At 61.5% G+C, this 19440-nt stretch carries 15 protein-coding genes; 7 read left to right on the forward strand and 8 right to left on the reverse strand.

Annotation, left to right across the window (positions count from 1 at the left end; all coding sequences use genetic code 11):
* Nucleotides 1-12 precede the first annotated feature (12 nt).
* The 6 genes from DDF78_RS04745 to DDF78_RS04770 all read left to right on the forward strand — a co-directional run bounded on the left by DDF78_RS04745 (nucleotide 13) and on the right by DDF78_RS04770 (nucleotide 9004).
* Nucleotides 13-2232 carry a DUF2207 domain-containing protein gene (locus DDF78_RS04745; protein ID WP_152580595.1) on the forward strand — a complete coding sequence of 740 codons (2220 nt, stop codon included), beginning with the start codon at nucleotides 13-15 and terminating at the stop codon, nucleotides 2230-2232.
* Nucleotides 2233-2361: 129 nt separating this feature from the next.
* Complete coding sequence (locus tag DDF78_RS04750) at nucleotides 2362-3225, forward strand: aldo/keto reductase (protein WP_152580596.1); 864 nt, start codon at nucleotides 2362-2364, stop codon at nucleotides 3223-3225.
* A gap of 448 nt (nucleotides 3226-3673) precedes the next feature.
* On the forward strand, nucleotides 3674-4699 hold the full coding sequence (locus DDF78_RS04755) for a purine nucleoside phosphorylase YfiH/LACC1 family protein (RefSeq protein ID WP_152580597.1): 1026 nt from the start codon (nucleotides 3674-3676) through the stop codon (nucleotides 4697-4699).
* A gap of 162 nt (nucleotides 4700-4861) precedes the next feature.
* Entirely contained in the window at nucleotides 4862-5551 is a 690-nt protein-coding gene (locus DDF78_RS04760; RefSeq protein ID WP_152580598.1) for a pyroglutamyl-peptidase I, read from the forward strand.
* A gap of 252 nt (nucleotides 5552-5803) precedes the next feature.
* Complete coding sequence (locus DDF78_RS04765; RefSeq protein WP_202613211.1) at nucleotides 5804-7366, forward strand: cell division protein; 1563 nt, start codon at nucleotides 5804-5806, stop codon at nucleotides 7364-7366.
* Nucleotides 7367-7669: 303 nt separating this feature from the next.
* Complete coding sequence (locus tag DDF78_RS04770; RefSeq protein ID WP_152580599.1) at nucleotides 7670-9004, forward strand: C1 family peptidase; 1335 nt, start codon at nucleotides 7670-7672, stop codon at nucleotides 9002-9004.
* 397 nt (nucleotides 9005-9401) lie between these two features.
* On the opposite strand, the gene DDF78_RS04775 is transcribed toward DDF78_RS04770, so the two are convergent.
* Nucleotides 9402-10412, reverse strand: a complete 1011-nt coding sequence (locus DDF78_RS04775) for a Gfo/Idh/MocA family protein (protein ID WP_152580600.1) — start codon at nucleotides 10410-10412, stop codon at nucleotides 9402-9404.
* Between the two features lie 135 nt (nucleotides 10413-10547).
* Between DDF78_RS04775 and DDF78_RS04780 the strand changes: the two genes are divergently transcribed.
* Entirely contained in the window at nucleotides 10548-10871 is a 324-nt protein-coding gene (locus tag DDF78_RS04780; RefSeq protein WP_162000701.1) for a nucleotidyltransferase family protein, read from the forward strand.
* Nucleotides 10872-10977: 106 nt separating this feature from the next.
* Here DDF78_RS04780 and DDF78_RS04785 read toward each other — a convergent pair whose 3' ends face one another.
* From DDF78_RS04785 to ffh, 7 genes are all read right to left on the reverse strand, one after another.
* Nucleotides 10978-12840 (reverse strand): ABC transporter ATP-binding protein, encoded by a 1863-nt coding sequence (locus tag DDF78_RS04785; protein ID WP_152580602.1) that lies wholly within the window; start codon nucleotides 12838-12840, stop codon nucleotides 10978-10980.
* Nucleotides 12837-14732 (reverse strand): ABC transporter ATP-binding protein, encoded by a 1896-nt coding sequence (locus tag DDF78_RS04790; RefSeq protein WP_152580603.1) that lies wholly within the window; start codon nucleotides 14730-14732, stop codon nucleotides 12837-12839. Before DDF78_RS04790 ends, DDF78_RS04785 begins: the two co-directional genes overlap by 4 nt.
* Nucleotides 14733-14910: 178 nt before the next feature.
* Nucleotides 14911-15570, reverse strand: coding sequence for a ribosome maturation factor RimM (gene rimM, locus DDF78_RS04795; protein WP_237564547.1), 660 nt, complete (start codon nucleotides 15568-15570; stop codon nucleotides 14911-14913).
* The gene (locus DDF78_RS04800; protein WP_152580604.1) at nucleotides 15567-15803 is read right to left on the reverse strand and encodes an RNA-binding protein; all 237 of its coding nucleotides are present in this window, start codon (nucleotides 15801-15803) and stop codon (nucleotides 15567-15569) included. The genes rimM and DDF78_RS04800 overlap by 4 nt, the downstream gene beginning before the upstream one ends.
* A 2-nt stretch (nucleotides 15804-15805) precedes the next feature.
* Nucleotides 15806-16285 carry a 30S ribosomal protein S16 gene (rpsP, locus tag DDF78_RS04805; protein ID WP_152580605.1) on the reverse strand — a complete coding sequence of 160 codons (480 nt, stop codon included), beginning with the start codon at nucleotides 16283-16285 and terminating at the stop codon, nucleotides 15806-15808.
* Nucleotides 16286-16551: 266 nt separating this feature from the next.
* Nucleotides 16552-17595 carry an endonuclease/exonuclease/phosphatase family protein gene (locus tag DDF78_RS04810; protein WP_152580606.1) on the reverse strand — a complete coding sequence of 348 codons (1044 nt, stop codon included), beginning with the start codon at nucleotides 17593-17595 and terminating at the stop codon, nucleotides 16552-16554.
* A gap of 14 nt (nucleotides 17596-17609) precedes the next feature.
* Complete coding sequence (gene ffh / locus DDF78_RS04815) at nucleotides 17610-19262, reverse strand: signal recognition particle protein (protein WP_152580607.1); 1653 nt, start codon at nucleotides 19260-19262, stop codon at nucleotides 17610-17612.
* Nucleotides 19263-19440: the final 178 nt, after the last annotated feature.

The raw sequence follows: 19440 nt of genomic DNA on the forward strand, positions 1-19440 counted from the left end.
GTGAGGATTCCTATGACAGCGAAACGTGTAGTGCGTTCCATCGTCGTGGCGCTCGCGATTGCCGTCGTCAGCGTGCTGGTCGTCTTGGTGGCGGCCACTGGGCTGGGCGGCGCGTCCGCCGACCAGAGCTATCGCAGCCTGAATTACGACGTCACGGTGCTGGGGAACGGCGATCTGAAAATCACTCAGCTCATCGACATGAAGCTCAAGAAGCGCGACGGGGGTAGCCCGTGGCGGCAGCTGTACCAGCAGTACAAGCTCAGGCAATCGAACCTGACGAATATCGCCGACGTCTCCGTGAAGAACGTGACCTCGGGGGAGCGCTACGGCGAAATCGCCCCGCAATCGCCCGATGGGGTTAGCGAATCCGATTGGAATGAGCGCTACGCCAAGCACTGGTACATTGCCGATGTGACGGACGGCGATGACAATCCCCAGCCGTATACGCGCGATGACCCGGCGACCGGCAAGCCCATCGACTCCGATCGAACGGTGGAGATCGGCTGGAACATCCCGTACACCAAGAAGGCGGACAGCCTCAAATTCGAGGTGTCCATGACCTTTGAAGGGGTGTCTACGGCCTACAGCGATGTGGCGAAATTCCAGTGGGAGCCGTTCGGCGACAGCAACCAGATCCCCATCGGCACCGTGACCGGCACCGTGCGGTTCCCCGAGGGCGTCACCTCGCGCAATTCCTGGGCGTGGCTGCATTTCTCGGGCACGTCGACGACGTCGCGCGCCGCTGATGGCACGCTGCATTTCACGGCCCACGACGCCCGCAATGGGCAGCATTTGGACCTGGTCGCGATGTTCGACGTCCATCAGTCGCATGGCGTGGCGAGAACCAGTCCGGATGCGGCGAAGGACGCCACCATCAGCGATGAGACCAGCCAGGAGACCCTGTGGCGTCAGGAGCAGCAGAGCCATGCCCGACGGGTGCTCGCGCTGGCCCTCGTGCTGTGTCTCGTGGGATTGGCGCTCGTCGTCGTCGGCGTCGCAGTCTCGATTCGCAGCAACAAGCAGGCGCAATACCACGGCGATATCGAATACTGGCGCGACCCGTCGGATATGAGCCCGGCCAGTGCCGCCAAGATGCTGTCGGTTATGCGCAAAGTGTCTTCCAGCGCGCTGAATTCGCGGCAGATGGCGTCCACAGTGCTGTCATTGGCATCGAAGAAGGCCATCGCCATCTATCCTGGGGCAGCGAGCAACTATGGCGGCATCGACATGAGCCAGGCGTCGCCCGCGCAGATTTCGGCGATGCTGCAGACCGACACGAAGACGCCCAGACATATGAACGACACCAGCACAATCGTGATTATGCCGGTGTGCGCGAACGACCGGCAATCGCTGCGGCTGAGCCAAAGCGAGGAAGGCGCGCTGCGTCTGCTTGAGGCCGGTGCCGAGCGGGTCGGTTTCCCGGTGTTCGACCTGCATGAGATGAAGGCCGCATTCAAGAGCTGGGAAAGCGGCTACAAGGTGCAGGATCGCTACACGACCAGCGTCAGGAACGAATTCGCCAGACTCGGGGCCACCAGCGCTGTGGGCGGCTTTGCCAAAGCGCTTGGCAGCCTCACTGTTTTCGTTGGGATTATGGGGCTATTCGCGCTGACGGCGAATAAGCAACTGGCGCTGGGGCTGATCGTGGGCGGGCTGATCTTGTTCGGTGGCCTCTTCGTGCTGTTCAGCTCCAAGGGCACCGGGCTGACAGAGCAAGGCCAGGATCTGGCAGGGCAGGTGCTCGGGCTGAAACGCTACCTTGAGCATTTCAGCAATTTCTCCGACCGTGGCCCTACAGATCTGGTGCTCTGGGACCGCTACTTGGTTTACGCTGCCGCATTCGGCATCTCCAAAGTGGCGGTGAAAGAGCTGTCCGCAGCCTACCCTGAGCTGAGCGACCCGCAATGGCTGGATGCCAACGCAGGTGGCTCGCTGCTGTACTGGCAGTATCGCCCGCTGCTGTGGGGCGTGGCGGCCGGGCAGCTGGGCGGCGTCGGCCCGAATGCGGGCGGCGGGTTCGCCGCTGGCAGCTTCGACCCTGGTTCGCTCAGCGCCAATGTGGGCGATATCGGCGCGCAGCTCACCGCGAGCTTTGCAGACTTGAGCAACACCATTCAAGCCGCTAAACCGTCCTCGTCTGGCGGTTCGTTCTCTTCTGGAGGTTCGTTCTCCTCAGGCGGATTCGGCGGCATGGGCGGCGGTTCGGGCGGCGGCTCCTTCGGCGGGCGGTGAATCGGGCCGGAAAACCCGATGACGCTGGCCAAGAAAACCCGTTCGCGAGGTACGCCTTGTGCACAGCGAGTCAGGCTAGACTTGGCTTCGAGATTATAGACAATAGGAATTCATAGGAAGGAAAACATCATGGTGCTGCACCGTAATTTAGGACCATACGATACGACTGCCATCGGTCTGGGCGAAATGCCGCTGACTTTGGAGAACAACCTCGGCGAGGCCAAGGGGCTGGAGACGATTCACGCGGCGCTGGACGCCGGCTGCCGCCATATCGACACCGCGTGGGCCTACTACTGCTCGGGCGGCGAGGAGCAGACCGGCGAGAAGCTCGTGCGCAAGGCGCTGGAGACCTGGGACGGCCCGCGCGATGAGGTTAGTATCGCCACCAAGGTCGGGCATTTCCGCAATTTCACCGACGGCGTGCCGACCTGGGACGTTGACGGCAGGCCGGAGACCTTGATTCGCAATGGCAAGCTGTCGGCGCAGGCGCTCGGCGTCGAGTCCATTGACCTGCTGTACATGCACCGCCCCGACCCCAAGGTGCCGTACAACGAGTCCATCGAAGCCATCAAGCAGCTGGTCGACGAGGGCGTTGCCAAGCGCGCCGGCATCTCCAACGCTTCGATCGAGCAGATCGACACTGCGCGCGCAATCCTCGGGGATTCGCTGATTGCCGTGCAGAATCAGTATTCACCGATCTACCGCGATACGCAGGACACGCTTGACTACACGGCCGAAGTCGGCTTGGCCTTCGTATGCTGGAGCCCGCTCGGCGGCTACCGCAAAGCCAAGGACGAGAGCAAATTCGACCCCTTCCGCGCACTGGCCAAGGCCCGTGGCGTCAGCTACCAGCAGATCGTGCTGGCGTGGGAGCTGGCCAAGGGCGGCCACGTCTTCGTCATCCCCGGCGCGCATCGCCCCGAAACGATTCTCGACAGCCTCAAGTCCGGCGACCTGAAGCTCACACCCGAAGAGCTCGCCACCCTCGGCTGAGGTTGCACTGGGTAAGCCTGCGCTGGCCGCAGCGTCGCCTTTTGACCGCTAAGTTGAGGCTGCCGTACAAAACGCAACGTTTCGCAGCCTGATTACGTTGCATTTTGTACGGCAGTCTTACGCTGGCGTGCATAATGTAACACTTTTGGTCGATTGGGCAGTCGGGTGATTGGGCGGTTGAGCCATCGGGGCATCGGATGATCAGGCCGGCAGGCATGCTGCTATTCGCTGACGGCGCAAAGCACCGTCCTTCGCGACCTTAGTGGTCGCTCACCTCGCCTACGCACTGACGGCGCAAAACACGCCGTCCTTCGGTCCCTTGGCGGGGCCTCACTTCACCTACAGACAGCACACCGTGCTGTCTGTTTTACGGTTCAGCTGGACTGTGCGCTTTACGGCTCAACACAGCGAGGCGCGGTAATCCGGGCTTCATACCATGATTGAGACTATGACCGATTTCTCTTCCACTACGCATGGCAGCCCGCAATTCGATGATGCGATTCTCGACAGCAGCGCGATGTCGCCGACCGACAGCGCAGGCAACCCGATTCCGGTCACCATACCGATCGATCTGGCCCCGGGCGTCAAGGTCGTGTACACCACGCGGCTGGGCGGCGTGAGCCAAGGCGATTGGGGCAACTGCAACTACGGCGGCAAAGGCGGGGAACCGCCGGAGCGCGTCACGGCCAATCGCATCGCCCTAGCCAAGGAATTGAACGCGGATTTGTCCTTAGTGAGTCAGATTCACTCCGGCATCGCCGTGGATACGGACAAGTTGGCCGACAAGCACAAGCACAATGCGCCCTTCGGCATCGATCTGTCAGGAACGGTCAAATCGGGCAATGATACCGTCATCGAAGCCGATGCGCAGGTCACATCCCGTACCGGCCTCGCCCTTGGCATGTTCGCCGCGGACTGCATGCCGGTCCTGCTGGCAGACCCTGAGCACGGCATCATCGGCGCAGCGCATTGCGGTCGGGGTGGGCTGCTGCGCGGCGTCATTGGCGCATGCGTCGAGCTGATGGTGAGCAAAGGCGCGCAGCCGCAGCATATCGTCGCTACGTTGGGCCCGCGCATCTGTGCGGATTGCTATGAGGTCGGCGGCGAGATCGCCGATGATTTCGACGCGCATTTCCCGGGCAGCTATTCGCTGACGCGCTTCTCGGGGCCGGGCGTCGACCTTGTGGCTGCCGCGATGCAGGAACTGGCCGCCGCTGGCATCCCGCGCGACAACGTCATCGATTCACGTCCGCGTGTCGCTGCCGCAACCCAGTATCTGAGCGAAGACGAAGAGCTGATTGGATTGTGCCTGCGCGATGACGAGGATTCGCCGCGCCTGAACGAGCGCATCGCCAAGCTGCGCCATCCCATGTGCACCTTCGAGAATCCGCTGTGGTACTCGCATCGTCGCAGCTCGCGGGCAAACAAGGCGCACGAAGGCCGCATGCTCGCGCTTATCGTCCAAAATCGCTGAGTCGAAATCGCTGGGTCAAAAAACACTAAGTCAAACACACTGAGCAATGAGCACTGTAGATTCCGCAGTCGATTCAGCCTCTTGCGCAGGCGCCTCAGCTGACCCCTCAGCTGACGCCTCAGTGTTGCCCATGCGCAGTTGCAAACGCTAGACTTGGGTTCCATGGAGCATATCAACGTCGTGATTTCCGGATTCGGGCCGTACGAGGGCGTCGAGAGCAATCCCGCCTATGAGGTGCCTGCCGCGCTGGCTGGTCGAGGGCTGGGCGAGCGGGGCGACGAGCGCGACGATGCGCTGCGCGACGTCGAGGTGTCGATTACGGCGACGCGGCTGCCGATCAGCTTCGGAAGCGCCTGGCCTACGCTGCTCAAAACCATCGAGGCCGTCAATCCCGACATCGTCATCGCCACTGGCCTCAAGCAGGCGTCGCATGGCATCCGGCTTGAGCGCTGCGCCATTAATGTCATGGATGCGAGTCGGCCTGACGCCGACAACGCGCTGCCCACGCGCCTGCCCATCGATGCGCAGGGGCCGGCTGCCTACTGGACCAGACTGCCGTTGCGCTCGATTCTCGCCGATTTCACCCGGGACGGCATTCCCGCGTCGCTGAGCTCGGATGCTGGAACCTTCGTGTGCAACTCGCTGTTCTACAATCTGCTCAACTGGTCCTCGTCGCAGCCGCGTGTGCTGTCGGGCTTCGTCAATTTCCCGATGCTGACAGACGCCGACGGCACTGACGGCGCGCAGCTTGGCCTGCCGATGAATCAGCAGATCGAGGCGGGACGAGACGTGGTGCGCGAAGCCGTCCGGTACTATCTGCAGCCGTCATCCAGCGACATTCTGCTTGAGTAGGTGCAGGGGCATTGCAGCGCATTGTGCCCGGTACAAGTCGCATATCAGTCGCATTTCAGCTGTGTATCAATCTCATATCAGCGCGGGCGACTTTCGCCTTCAACGCTTTGTAACTGCACGGTGGTGCTGTTTCTTGTAGCGGTATCGCTAAGGATTGTGCGAGTCTGCGGGCAATGCGCGGTTTCGTGCGTTAGAGTGCAAGCGGTGATGAGTTTTATGGCACGCTAGGTGCCGGCGGTGAAAGGAAACAACATGGTGGAGGGCTTCCCAATCGTCCTGCGGGGATATGACAAGGACAGGGTCGATGAGGCGTTCACGCAGTCCCGGGAGACGCTGAATAGTCTTCGCGAGCAGGTCAAGTCGAGCGACGATACGATTCTGCAGCTTCAGGCCCAGCTGCAGGAGGAGAAGAACAACGCCAAGAAGGCGTCACAGGGTAATTCCTTTGCCTCGCTGGGCGCGAACGCCCAGCAGATGCTCGCATCGGCGGAGCAAACGAGCACCGAGCTGCTCGAGCGGGCCAAGCAGGATGCTGCTGCCACTCGGGCAAGCGCGCAGGCGCAGGCGCAGACCCTGCTCAACAACGCGAAGCTGGATGCGCAGCGCATGATCGATGACGCTGACGCGAAGGCCGAGGCAACCGTCGGCAAGGCGAAGAGCGAGGCGGACACACTGAGCAAAAGCACTCGCGCCGATGCCGACCAGCTCACTTCGCAGACGGCTAAAACCGTGGCCGAGCAGCGCGACGCGCTCGAAATTGAGTTGAGTAACGCGCGCGAGGAGCACAACAAGCGACTCGCTTCCGAACGCGCCTCGCAGGAGCGCGAAATCGCTGATATGAAGGCGCAGGCGACCAAGGAGGTCGCCGAGCAGCGCAAAACGGCGAACGATGAGATCGCACGGCTCAAAAGCGAGGCGAACGACCAGATCGAAAGCGCGCTCGCCGAGGCGAACAAGAAGCTTGCGGATGTGCGCGAGCAGGTCTCGCATATGATGACCGAGGCCAAGCGGCAGGTGGGGGAGATCACCGACTCCGCGAACGCGAAGGCCCGCGAGATTCTTGACGAGGCGCAGGTGCAGCGCACGCAGATGATCAGCCAGGTCAATGCCGAGTCCGAGCAGATTCGCAACGATATCACCGCGCAGCAGGACGAGGCGACCGCCAAGGTCAACGATCTGCTCGATCATCTCGAGCAGCGCCGCGCCGAGGCCAAGCAGGAGGCGGACGAGCTGGTCGGCCAGGCCAAGGCCGCGCGCGAACAGGCTGACGCCTATGCCGCTGCCAAGCGCGAGGAGGCCGATAAGGAAGCTACCAGCATTCTCGATAAGGCGGGACGGGACGCCGACCGGCAGGTTGAGGAACGCCGTGCGGCCGCCCAGTCCGAGCTTGATGGCCTGACGATGCATATCAAGGAGTTGCAAGAGCGCGAGTCGGGAATCACGCAGCGGGTCACAGAACTGCGTTCGCTCTTTGCGAATGCGTTCTCAGGCTTCGATTTCGCCGGGCCGCGCGAATCCGGTGCCGACAACGTGCCGGTGCTTAACGCGGTTGCCGCCAACGATAGCGCTGATCAGTCCAGCCAGGCGGATGCCTCCGCGCCGGAGGAAGCTGCTGCGCCGGACGCCGGTCAGGATGCCGAAGCGGCGAACGAGACGTCCTCGGAGCAGCCTGCATCGGGTGAGACGGCACAAGCTGATGCCGCTGCTGCATTAGGCAACGAGGACGCGAACGCTGAATCCGCGCAGATCGACCAAGGCCAAGATGGCCAGGAATCGTCCGGTCAGGAGACGCAGGAAATTGAGTTGACTAGCTGAAACGCAACTGGCGTAAGGCCCAATAGGACTTAAGCAAAGCCCAATAAGGCGGTTGAATCCGACGAATACGCTGGATTCAACCGCCTTTGTTATATGTCTCGTTATGCGTATCGATTTTGTCGACCGCGTATTGCGCTGCTTCTTCATGCCCGGCGGCTAAACTCAGGATGGAATTCCGGCGGTGTGAGCGGCGCTGTGCCGTTGCCACGCCGCATTGTGCAGAGTCGGCATCGGCCGGGTTTGGTGTCAGGCGGCACCTAAACCGGTATGGTGCTGACTCGTTGATGAGAATCAAGGAGCAGTATGACTGAAATCAAACCGCTGAACGAAACCAGGCTGGAAGAGCTGCGCGAAGGCTTCGAGTCCGGGGCCTCCAACCGTCTCGCGATGAACGCCGTCACGACGTCCGGCATCGATAAGGTGGCGCGCAACTACGACCGTTCGCGCCTGTTGCAGCGTCATTTCTCGGTGACGGTTGACAATGGCGAGGTCACGAATCAGAATCGTTCCGGCCGCTGCTGGCTGTTCAGCTCGCTCAACGCGGCGCGTTTCATCGCCAAGAAGTCGATGGATATGGATCAGTTCGAGCTGTCGCAGAACTACGCGATGTACTACGACAAGCTTGAGCGCGTCAACTATTTCCTGAGGGATGTGGCGGCGCTGGTCCGCGCCGGTGAACCTGCCGATTCCCAGCTGATGCTGCATTTGCTGGCGGATGTGATGGGCGACGGCGGCCAGTGGACGATGGCCATGAACATCTACAAGAAGTATGGTGCGGTGCCCAAGCCGCTGTTCCCGGAGACGCAGTCCTCGGCGAATACCAGCCAGATGAACTACGAGCTGCGTTCCATGCTGCACACGCAGGTCGCGCGGATGTATGCCGAGCCTTCGCGCATCGACGAGATCGTCAACGAGGGCGTGGAGGCCGGGCATCGCATGCTGACGATTCACCTGGGTGAGCCGCCGAAGAGCTTCGATTGGGAGTGGACCGACAAGGATGGCACGTTCCATCGCGATGGTGAAATCACGCCAGTCGAGTTCTGGAACAAGTACATCAACGCCGGATTCGAGGACTATGTATGCCTCGTTGATGACCCGCGTGCCGAGCACCCGAAGGGCAAGAAGATCGGCATCGAGCATTTGGGCAATGTTGCCGGCAGTGATCCGACCGAATATCTCAACGTGCCCAACCAGTTCATGAAGGACTGCGCGCGTAAGATCATGGCCGAGCAGGGCATCCCGGTGTGGTTCGGCGCGGACTGCCACCCGATGATGGACCGCGACAACGGCGCCTGGGCCACCGACCTGTTCGAATACGGCAGCGTCTACGGCTTCGATTTTGACCTCGACAAAGAGCAGCGCGTGCGCTTCGGCGATTCCGCGATGAACCATGCGATGGCCTTCTGCGGCGTCGATGTGGCCGAGGATGGCACGACGACCCGCCGCTGGCGCGTCGAGAACTCGTGGGGCGACAAGATTGCTGACAAGGGCTACTTCACCATGAGCGACGACTGGTTCAGCGAATACGTCTATGAGATCGCCGTCCCCAAGTCCATGCTCCCCGAAGAGTACCTCCAAGCCCTAGCCGAACCAGCCCAAATGCTCCCCGCCTGGGATCCAATGGGCGCATTGGCCTAAAAGAAACAGCCCTGTGGGCTGTTTCCGGCCAATACGCGCCGGAGGTCGGCTTACGCCGCCCTCCGGTACTCCGCAAGAATCACAAAAACTCAAGCCTTTCCGCACAAACCCAACCCCAGACGCGTTGGCCTACCCCGGTCGTGTGGAGCCCAGTGGACTTTTCCGCGAGAGCCCTGAGAGCCGGCCTACGCCGGCTCTCAGTAGTCCCCGTGGATTGCTCAACGTGACTGTTGCTTCTAACTCAGCAACCGGCGTTGGCCTAAGACGGACAGCCCTGCTGAGCCGTTAAGCAGACAGCGGTACAGTGTCACGGCTGTGCTACCGCAAATGAACGCGCCGCATTCACGCAACCGTACGCGACAGCACATCAGCGCACACCAGCACCCAGCAGCACTCATCAGCGTTCGCCGCCATCGTCCGCAGGGAAGTGGATGCCGGCGCTCTGGCGCATCTGCCAGAGCGTCTCGCACACCTCGCGGCTCTCCTTGAGCCAGCGGGAATATCGTGATTGCTGTGCCGGCTCGGTCGGAGCTTGGGTGACGTCGGTGAAATCCCGTACTTCTTCGCTCATCGGGTTGCCGGTTGGGGATTGGCAGATCTCTCGCACGGTGCCGTCGCTTTCCACAAGGCGGACGCTGCCGAGATCGCCGCCGTTGCCGAAGCTGAGGATTTGCCGGCCTGCATATATTTCGGAACCAAACTGAGAGTTGACGGTTTTCGAGATGAGCAGGGTGACGTCGAAATGCTGATAATGCAGCACTCCGGTGCCCATGGCGTCAGTGCCGGTCGGAAGCAGCAGGGGATGGTATTGCGCGGAAAGCGGCGCTCCGAACAGTGCTATCGCGTCATAGACCAGATATACTCCCAAATCCTGCAGGGCCCCGCCCGAAAACCGCGCGGTAAAAATGTTCGGCGTTTCTCCTGCGAGGAACGCATCGTATTTCGAGGAATATTTCATATACGAAAATACCGCGCCGCTGATTGCTCCCATACCTTCCACTTGGTTTGCGATGCTGCGGAATGCGTCGGTGTGGATATGCCGGGCCGCCTCGAAGAAACGCACGTGCGGATGCTGAAGGAGCAGTGACTCGATCTTGGCGAACTCCGCCGGATTCGAGAACGCAGGTTTCTCAACGACGACGTTCTTTCCGGCGCTGATGGCTTTGGCTGCCTGCCCATAATGCATCGAATTGGGCGAGGCGATGTACACCGTGTCGATCTGCGAATCCGCGAGAAACTCCTCGATATCGTCATATGCCGGATATGTTTCGTCGGGGCGTCTGAATCCCTCCGCAGCCTCGCGTGTTCTGGAAAGAATCCCCGCCAACCGCGCGCCCTGCTGCTGGCGCACCGCGTCGGCGAACTGACGTGATATCCAGCCAGTTCCGATAATCCCTACGTTCATCATTTGCCCCCTTGCGCGTGCCGGTCAATCATTCTGCGCTTATCTTACCGTCTCTTTTCTCCGGGGCGGACTACGTGGGACGCTATGAACAACGATTACGACTTTCTGCCATCGGATAGATGCCGGTACTATGGGTATATGAATGAACTGACGCTGCAGGAAGTGGAGAGCGTGGCCAAGCGCGCCGCTGAGAGCCATGGTGTCAAGGAAATGTATGTCTATGGTTCGGTCGCAAAGGGGAGCAGCGGGCTGAATTCCGATGTTGATTTGATATATCGGCTTGCCCCAGAGAAAAAGGCCACTGCTGGGGTCATCATGTCGCTCAAGGACGAGTTGGAAAAAGGATTCGGCAGGCCGGTTTCGCTCCTGTCGATGCGGACTTTCGAGTTCAATGCCAAGCACAGCCCATCAGGAAAGCGGTTTTATGATGCCGTCGAGCACGACCTGAAAAGAGTTGTCTGATGCATAGATCACAAGAAAGAGACGGACTTCTGCTTGAGCATCGAGCCGGGCGGCAGCAATAAATATACATTAAGTTGTTGTGCGAAATCATGAAGGATTTACGCACCTACACGCTTTGGTCGGCGACCATGCGGGCGTAGGTGCCGTGGCGGGCCATGAGCTCGGCGTGCGAGCCTTGTTCGAGGATGTGGCCGTGGTCGATGACGACGATGAGGTCGGAGTCGCGAATGGTTGAGAGGCGGTGCGCGATGACGATGCTCGTGCGTCCGGCGGTCATGCGCATCATCGCGCGGCGAATCGACTGCTCGGTGACCGTGTCCACGGAGCTTGTGGCCTCGTCGAGGATGGCGATCGGCGCATCGGCGAGCAACGCCCGCGCGATGGTCAGCAATTGGCGCTCGCCTTGGCTCAGCGCCGCGCCGGAGCCTTCCAGCACCGTATCGTAACCGTGTTCGAGGCGACCGATGAACCCGTCCGCGCCAGCCGCACGGGCGGCGGCTTGTATCTCCTCGCGCGTGGCGTCGGGCTTGCCGTAGGCGATGTTGGCGGCCACCGTGCTCTCGAAAAGCGAAGGGTCCTGCAGCACGGTGCCGAAGGCGCGGCGCAGGTCCGCGAGCTTGTAATTGCGCAGATCATGGCCGTCGAGCAGGATGCGGCCGCCGCTGACATCGTAGAAGCGCGCCAGCAGATTGACCATCGTGGTCTTGCCCGAACCGGTCTGCCCCACGAAGGCGACCCGCGCGCCCGCAGGAATGTCCAAGCTGATATCGTGAATGACCTCATGCGCCTCGTCATAGCCGAAGGTGACATGGTCGAAGACGATATGCCCGCGCGGATTGCTGGCAGGAATGGCATTCGGTGCATCCGCCGGCTCGGTCGGCTCGTCCATGATTTCGAACATGCGCTCGGCCCCGGCCACGGCGGTCTGCAAGGTGTTGTAGATGTTGGCGATATCGGTGAAAGGCCGCGAGAACTGCCGCACATACAGCAGGAAACTCGTAATCACGCCCACATCGGCCTGACCGTGCACGGCCATGAGCCCGCTGACCACCGCAACCATGAGGAAGCCGAAGTTGTTGATCGCATTCGACAGCGGCATAAGGAACCCGCTCAGCGTCTGGGCCTTCGTGCCGGTTTCGCACAGCTCGTCGTTCGCCTGCTCGAATTCCTCGATCATCGCGCGCTCGCGACCGTAGGCCTTGACCATGCTCAGGCCCGAAACGCTCTCCTCCACCTGCCCGTCGAGCCGCCCGAGTACCTGCTGCTGCTTGGCGTAGAGCGGCCGGGTGCGCGTGGTGATGACCTTGGCGAGGATGAACACCAGTGCTACTGGCACTAGGGAAACCAGGGTCAGCGGCACGCTCAGCCAGATCATGCAGGCGAGCGTGCCCAGAATCGTGAAGACGTAGACCATGAGGTCGGCGAAGGAATCGGAGATCGTCTCGCTGATATTGTCGACGTCATTGGTCAGGCGGCTCATCAGCTCGCCGTGCTGATGCCGGTCGAAGAAGCGCAGCGGCAGCGCTTCAAGCGCGTGGAACAGGGACACGCGCAGATGCAGCACGATATGTTGCCCGGCCGCCGCCATAAGATACTGCTGGCTGAAATTGACCAGCCAATCCACGAGGTAGACCGCTGCCAGCACCATCAGTATCGTCGTAATCGGGTCGCCTGTGGCGATGGTGCTGATGACGAGACCGACCAGTAGCGGCGAGAGGACCGCCGAGCCGGCGCCGAGGCCTGAAAGCGCGAATACCGGAATGAGTTCGCGGCGTTGGCCTGCGGTCATGTCGAACAGCCGGCGCAGCGTGCCGCGCATGTTCTTCGGCTTGACGACGGCCGCTCCGCGTTTGGCCAGTCCGCCGCCGAATTGCGGGCCGCCGATGGTGTTTGGAGCGGGCTGTGAGGCAGTGGACGCGGTGGATGCGGGGTTTGACGCAGGTGAGGCTGGGGTTTGGTTCTCGCTCATTGTCGTGCCTCTTCGCCTGTTTGCAGCTCGTCGCTGTGTTGCTCACCGCTGTGTTGTGTATCGCTGTGCTGCTCGTCGCTGCAAGTTTCCCCAATTTGCGAGTCATAGATGCTGCGATACTGCGGCGAGCATTCCATAAGCGCGTCATGACTGCCGGTGGCGACCACCGTGCCGCCGTCCATCACCGCGATGCTCGAACACCGGCGCACGGTCGAAATACGCTGCGAAATGAGCATCGTGGTCAAGCCCTGCTCGTGCGCGGCCAGCTCGCGCAGATGGTCAAGCACACGCTGCTCGGTCGTGCTGTCCAGCGCGCTGGTGCAATCGTCCAGAATCAGCACTTCGGGCCGCCGCGTCAACGCGCGGGCCAGCGATATGCGCTGCTTCTGGCCGCCGGACAGGTTCACGCCGCCCTGGCCAATCACACTGTCCAATCCGTTCGGCAGCTCGTCGATGAATTCGCTGGCGCAAGCCAGGCGCACGGCCTCGCGCAGCTGGGCTTCGCTGGCCTCGGGATTGCCCCACAGCAGATTGGAGCGAATGGTGCCGGAGAACAGCACCGGCTCCTGCGGCACCAGCGCGATGCGTTCGCGCAGGGTTTCGACATCAATGGCCGCGATATCGGCTCCATCCAGCTCGATATGGCCGCGCGAAGGCTCGTAGAATCGCGGTATCAGGCTGACCAGCGTCGATTTGCCTGAGCCGGTCGGGCCGATGATGCCCAGCGTAACGCCGCGCAGCACGCTCAAGTCGACATCGTGCACGGCGTCGTCCGCAGCGCTGGCGTAGCGGTAGGACACGGAGGTGAACCGCAGCGCCAGGTGCTTGGCATCTGGCGGGTTTGGTTGATTGCGATTATCGGGTGGTGCAGTCTCGCCGCTGCCAGCCGGCACGACGCCGCTGCCATCCGACACTGTGTCGCTATCAACTACTGTGCCGCTATCAATGACGCGCTCCTCGCTGGGCTGCTCGAAGATTTCACCGATGCGCCGGGATGAGGCGCTTGCACGCACTGAGGAATTCAAGATCATCGCGACGCGACCAAGCGCGAACAGCACCTGCGTCATATAGTTCATCGAGGCCATAAGCGCACCGATGCGTCCGGGATTCTGTGCGCGGGAGAGCCAAAGTAGCGCCACGATGCCCATGTTCACCGTCAAATTGATTAGCGGCCCGTAGGTGGCGTTGACCCGCGTCGCGCGGATGTTCGCCGTTGCGAAGTCTCCAGCGGCGGCATCGAAGCGCTCGGCTTCTTGTCGTTGCGCTCCGAAGGCCTTGACGACACGCACTGAGCGCAGGAATTCGCGGCTGATGGTACCGAGCTTGTCCAGTGCCTTCTGCACAGTCAGAAAACGCGGGAAACTGCGCGTCATATTCATCCAGATGAGCACTCCGGCGATGGCGAGAATCGCCGCGACGACCGGCGCCTGTTCGGGTATCTGCATGATGATGAGCGCAATCGCACCGATGCAGGTGATCGGCGATTTGAGCATGACGCGCATCAGCCCTTGCGTGAAGTTCTGGATCTGCGTCACGTCGTTGGTGATGCGGGTGATGATGGCGCCCGGTTGCAGTCGGTCGACCTCTTCGAAGGTCAGCGACATCACCTTGCCGTAGGCGTCCGAGCGGATGTCCTTGCCGATGAGCTGCGAAGCGCGGGAAGCGTAGATATTGCGCACCACCGCGCCGATGGCTCCGGCGAATGCCACGGCCAGCATGACGACGCCCCAGTTCAGCACAGCGTTCACATCGCGCCTGGCGACGCCGTCATCGACGATCATCGACATCAGGGTCGGCTGCAGCAAATCGCTCAGGGTCTCGATGGTCAGGAAGGCCACGGCGATTGCCGCCAGACCCCAATGCCTGCGCACATACCCGAAAATCAGCCTCATGCCATGCCTCGGTCTTTGTGAGAAACACTGTTACAAGAACAACCGTTACGAGAACGACTGTTGTGCGAATACAACCGTTACGCGAGTGCTGTGAATATAACTGCTACTCGAACGCCACAGTTGCACGAATGCAACCGTGGCGAGTGCGGCATTCACACGAATGCAGTTATTGCGCGTGCTAGCCTAATCCGGGAATCAGACCTCCGGGCGGGTCGATGGTGAGCGTTCGCTCGTCCAGGTCGATATCGGGCACAATGGGGTCCACGAAGGGGATAAGCGCCGTGGTGGGCGCAGTTGGCGCGGTTTCGTCGGTGGCAGTCTCAGCGTCACCTGCCGTCGAGCTGCCAGACGTTAAGTCATTGCCTACTAAGCCACTCACCAGCCGCAGCTTCAGCAGCGACTGCGCAGGGCCGTCGATCACGTCGACGATCTTGCCCAGAACCTTGCCGCCGGGCAGACCCAGCGCATTATCGCTGGCAAGTCGCGCCTCAAGCCCGATGAGATCCTTGGGATACCAGGCATTTTCCTGCGCCATTTCCTCGGGGTCGTCGGCCTCGCCGTACAGCTCGACGCCGTTCATGGCTTCGGCTGCCTCGCGGCTGTCAACGCCGTCAAAATGCACAATCCAGCGATCCTTGAAGGTCCGCGCGCTTTCGACGGTGTATTCGCCTGAGCCGTCGCGGGTGAACAGCGACGCGCCGGGGGAGAAGCGCCGCCCGGGTTCGTCGGTGGTGATGCGGACGTTGACCTCGCCTTTGAGACCCTGCGCCCGGCCGATACGACAGACCCTCAACAGCTCGCGCTGCTGAGGGTCCTCGTCATGCACTGAACTCGTCACTTCTTGCGGACATCCATGATGTCAACGCGCACCTTGTGGTCGGCCAAAGCCTGCGCCACGGTGCGGATCGCGTTCGCGGTGCGGCCGTTGCGGCCAATCACACGGCCGATGTCTTCCGGGTTCACGCGCACGCGAAGCAATTCGCCGCGAGGGTTCTCATGGGACTTGACGGACACATCGTCGGGAAAATCGACGATGTTGGTGATCAGATGTTCAACGGCCTGCGCGAGCATGATTACTCAGCCTGCGCTTCCGAGGCTTCCGCTTCGGCTTCGGCTTCGGCCGGTTCGGACTCAGCTGCCTCGTCGGCCTTGGCGGCTTCCGCTTCAGCTGCAGCCTTGGCCGCTGCCGCAGACTTCGCGGCCTTGACCTTCTGCGCTTCGGCTTCGACGGCTTCGACGCGAGCTGCTGCGTCCGGCTCGTCCTCGGCGACCTTCAGCGTGCCTTCGGCACCATCGAGTCCCTTGTGCTTCTGCCAGTCACCGGTGATATTCAGCAGCTTGAAAACTGCTTCGGACGGCTGCGCGCCGACGCCCAGCCAGTACTGCGCACGTTCGGAATCAATCTGGATGAGCGACGGCTGCTTGTTCGGGTCGTAGATGCCGATCTCTTCGATGGACTGGCCGTCGCGCTTGTTGCGCGAATCGGTGATGACCACACGGTAGAAGGCATAGGACTTCTTGCCCAGTCGCTTCAGACGAATCTTGGTTGCCAAAATGGCTCTCCTTGTTACTTAGGTTGCCGGTTATCGGTTTTCTGTGGGGGCACAAAAACCTCCGACCAGCGTGTTCCTCGCGGCGTGCGGGAATGAGAGGGCCCCGCATCCGTGAATAACTGAGACATTATACAACACAGGCATGGATAGCGCGCCGTGCGGTGTCGGCGGAGGCGTTGCAGGGCTGGGCGTTGCGTGGGGAGACGGCGGGGCTGAGCGCGGCGTACTACATTATGTTCGCCGCGCAGACAGGGTGGTCAGCGCTGTCAGCGCGTGACGCTCAGCGTTGCTGCAAGTGCCAGATGGTCGCTGCCGGGGATTGCGAAGGATTCCACGGCGCGCGCTTCGAGGCCGTTGCTGAATACGATGTGGTCGAGTTCGAGGCGCGGCCAGGGCAACCATATAGGAAAGGTCGGGATGCGGCCGGTTCCTTGGCTCAGGGTGGCATCACGTAGACCCGAGCGCAGCAGCGCACGGAAGCTGGGGTGATGCAGGTTCGCGTTGAGGTCGCCCATGACGATGGTGCTTGCAGCGCGCGTGTTGCTGTTCACACCGGCAAGGCCGATGATTCCCCGTGACCATTGCGCACACCCGCGCATGGGCGACTTCGGATGGGCGGATGCGCACAGGATTGTGCGTGAATCGGCAGCGCACTGCTGCGGGACCGCCACTACGAGGCTGGGCACAGCGGCAGCGGGGATGTCGACGGTATCGGCGATGGCGGCGGTGACCGGCAAATTGGTCCAGATTCCATTGAATCCGCCATTGTCAGTGTCACGCATGGTGCCGATTTGATGATGCGGGAGCAGCTGATTAAGTCCTGCGGCTGCGAGGTAGTTCAGCAGATTCTCGCTCATCTCCTGCAATGACAGTACAGCAATGGCTCTGCTGCGTACGGCTTCGACAATCATCCGGGCATCCGCCCGACCGTAGCGGCAATTCAGGGTCATGACCGAGAACTCGTATGGTGTGCGCTGTGCAGCGTCACTGGTGTGTTGCGAACTCTGCTGCAGGTCGTGTTGCGCACTGTCCTCCGGCTGAGCGTTGCGGCGCAGCATACGCAGGGTATGCCGGTAATACGGCAGATCGAAAGCGGCGATAATGACTGCCAAAACCACTGCCAGAACGGCCAGATGCCAGTACCCCTGTGCTGCGGCAAGCACGCCGCACAACGCGCTGGGGATCCAGAGAAAATGAATGAACGCAATCAGATACGGCAGCGGCATGCGCCCTTCCGCACCCGCTGGAAGGAATCGCAGACACGCCCAGCCGATGATAAGCGCCAATGCGATGGCGATGGCTATGCTCATTGCAACTCACGCAACTAGTGCAGCAGCCCGGCCAATCCGCCGCCCAGATTCGGCGGCAGCGTCGGTTCGCCCTCGCCTGCGCCGCTCAGCGCCTCCTGCAAGCCTGCGGGCAGTGCGGGGTTCTGCGGCTTCTTGGCGAAGGCCGAGCCACCGGACTTGGGGCCGCCCTTGCCTGCAAGCCGCTCGCGCAACGCCTTCTCCTCGGCCTCGCGCTTCATCGGATTGCCGGATTTGGAGCTCTTCTTCTTGCTCTTCTTGCCGCTCTTTTTGCCGGAGCCAGCAGCAGGACCGCCGAAGCCGGGGATGCCGCCCATGCCGGACTTGTTCGACATGCGACGCATCATCTTTGCAGCCTGCTCGAAGCGCTGCAAGAGTCCGTTTACTGCGGAGACGGTGTTGCCGGAGCCGTACGCGATGCGCGCACGGCGCGAGCCGTCGATGATTGAGGGGTCGCGACGCTCGGCCGGCGTCATGGAGTGAATAATGGCCTCCGTGCGGTCGATCTCATGCTCGTCGAACTGCTCAAGTTCCTTGCGATGCTGCGCCATGCCAGGAATCATGCTCAGCAGGCTCTTCATCGAGCCGAGCTTGCGCACCTGCTGCAGCTGCTCAAGGAAGTCGTCAAGGCCGAAGGTGCCCTTCGACATCTTCTCAGCGGCCTTCTTGGCCTCTTCCTCGTCAAACTGCTTCTGCGCCTGCTCGATCAGGGTGAGAATATCGCCCATGTCGAGGATGCGCGAGGCCATGCGGTCGGGGTGGAACACCTCGAAGTCCTTCAGACCCTCGCCATTCGAGGCGAAAAGAATTGGCTTGCCGGTCACGCTGGCGACCGAAAGCGCCGCGCCGCCGCGGGCATCGCCATCGAGCTTGGAGAGCACGACGCCGGTGAAGTCCACGCCTTGATCGAAGGCCTTGGCGGTCTGCACCGCATCCTGACCAATCATGGCGTCAATGACGAAGAGGATTTCGTTGGGATGCACCGCGTCGCGGATGTCGCGGGCCTGCTTCATCAGCGCCTCATCGACGCCGAGACGGCCTGCCGTATCAATAATCAGCGTGTCATAGAGCTTGGTTTTCGCCAACTCAAACGAGTCGCGGGCCACCTTGACCGGGTCGCCGCTCGTCGCTCCGGGGGCGGAAACCGCGTCGCCGCCGGCTGATTGGACGCCCTTTTCCGGCGCGTAGACTGGCACGCCTGCGCGCTCGCCGACCACTTGCAGCTGCGTCACCGCGTTCGGGCGCTGCAAATCGGCCGCCACGAGCAGCGGTGTGTGCCCGGCGTCCTTGAGCCAGTAGCCGAGCTTGCCGGCGAGTGTGGTCTTGCCCGCGCCCTGCAGGCCGGCGAGCATGATGATCGTCGGCGGGTTCTTGGCGAAGTTCAGCGGCCGGTCGACGCCTGCGCCCAGAATCGCCGTCAGCTCCTCGTTGACGATCTGCACCACCTGCTGCGCGGGGTTGAGCGCCTGCGAGACTTCCACGCCGAGCGCGCGCTCGCGGATCTTCGCCGTGAAGGAGCGCACCACTTCGAGCGACACATCGGCGTCGAGAAGCGCACGGCGTATCTCGCGGATGGTCCCGTCGATATCCGCCTCGGAAAGCTTGCCTTTGCCCCGCAAATGCTTGAAGGCATTCGAGAGCCGGTCTGTCAAAGAACTAAATGCTGCCATAATGCCATTCAGTCTAACCGTTCGTAGGGAGAAGCGGAGGCGCAGGTTGGGGTGGGCGGTCGAACGTGTGGTAGTAGAGCATAAATTCTTTGACGCAGTGATTTTTGACGCAGCGGTCTTTGACATAATGTACTTTGTGTTATAAAGTTAAATAGTAACGCAAAGTAAACTGCATTCG

Source organism: Bifidobacterium tibiigranuli (assembly GCF_009371885.1).
In the GTDB taxonomy this organism is placed as follows: domain Bacteria; phylum Actinomycetota; class Actinomycetes; order Actinomycetales; family Bifidobacteriaceae; genus Bifidobacterium; species Bifidobacterium tibiigranuli.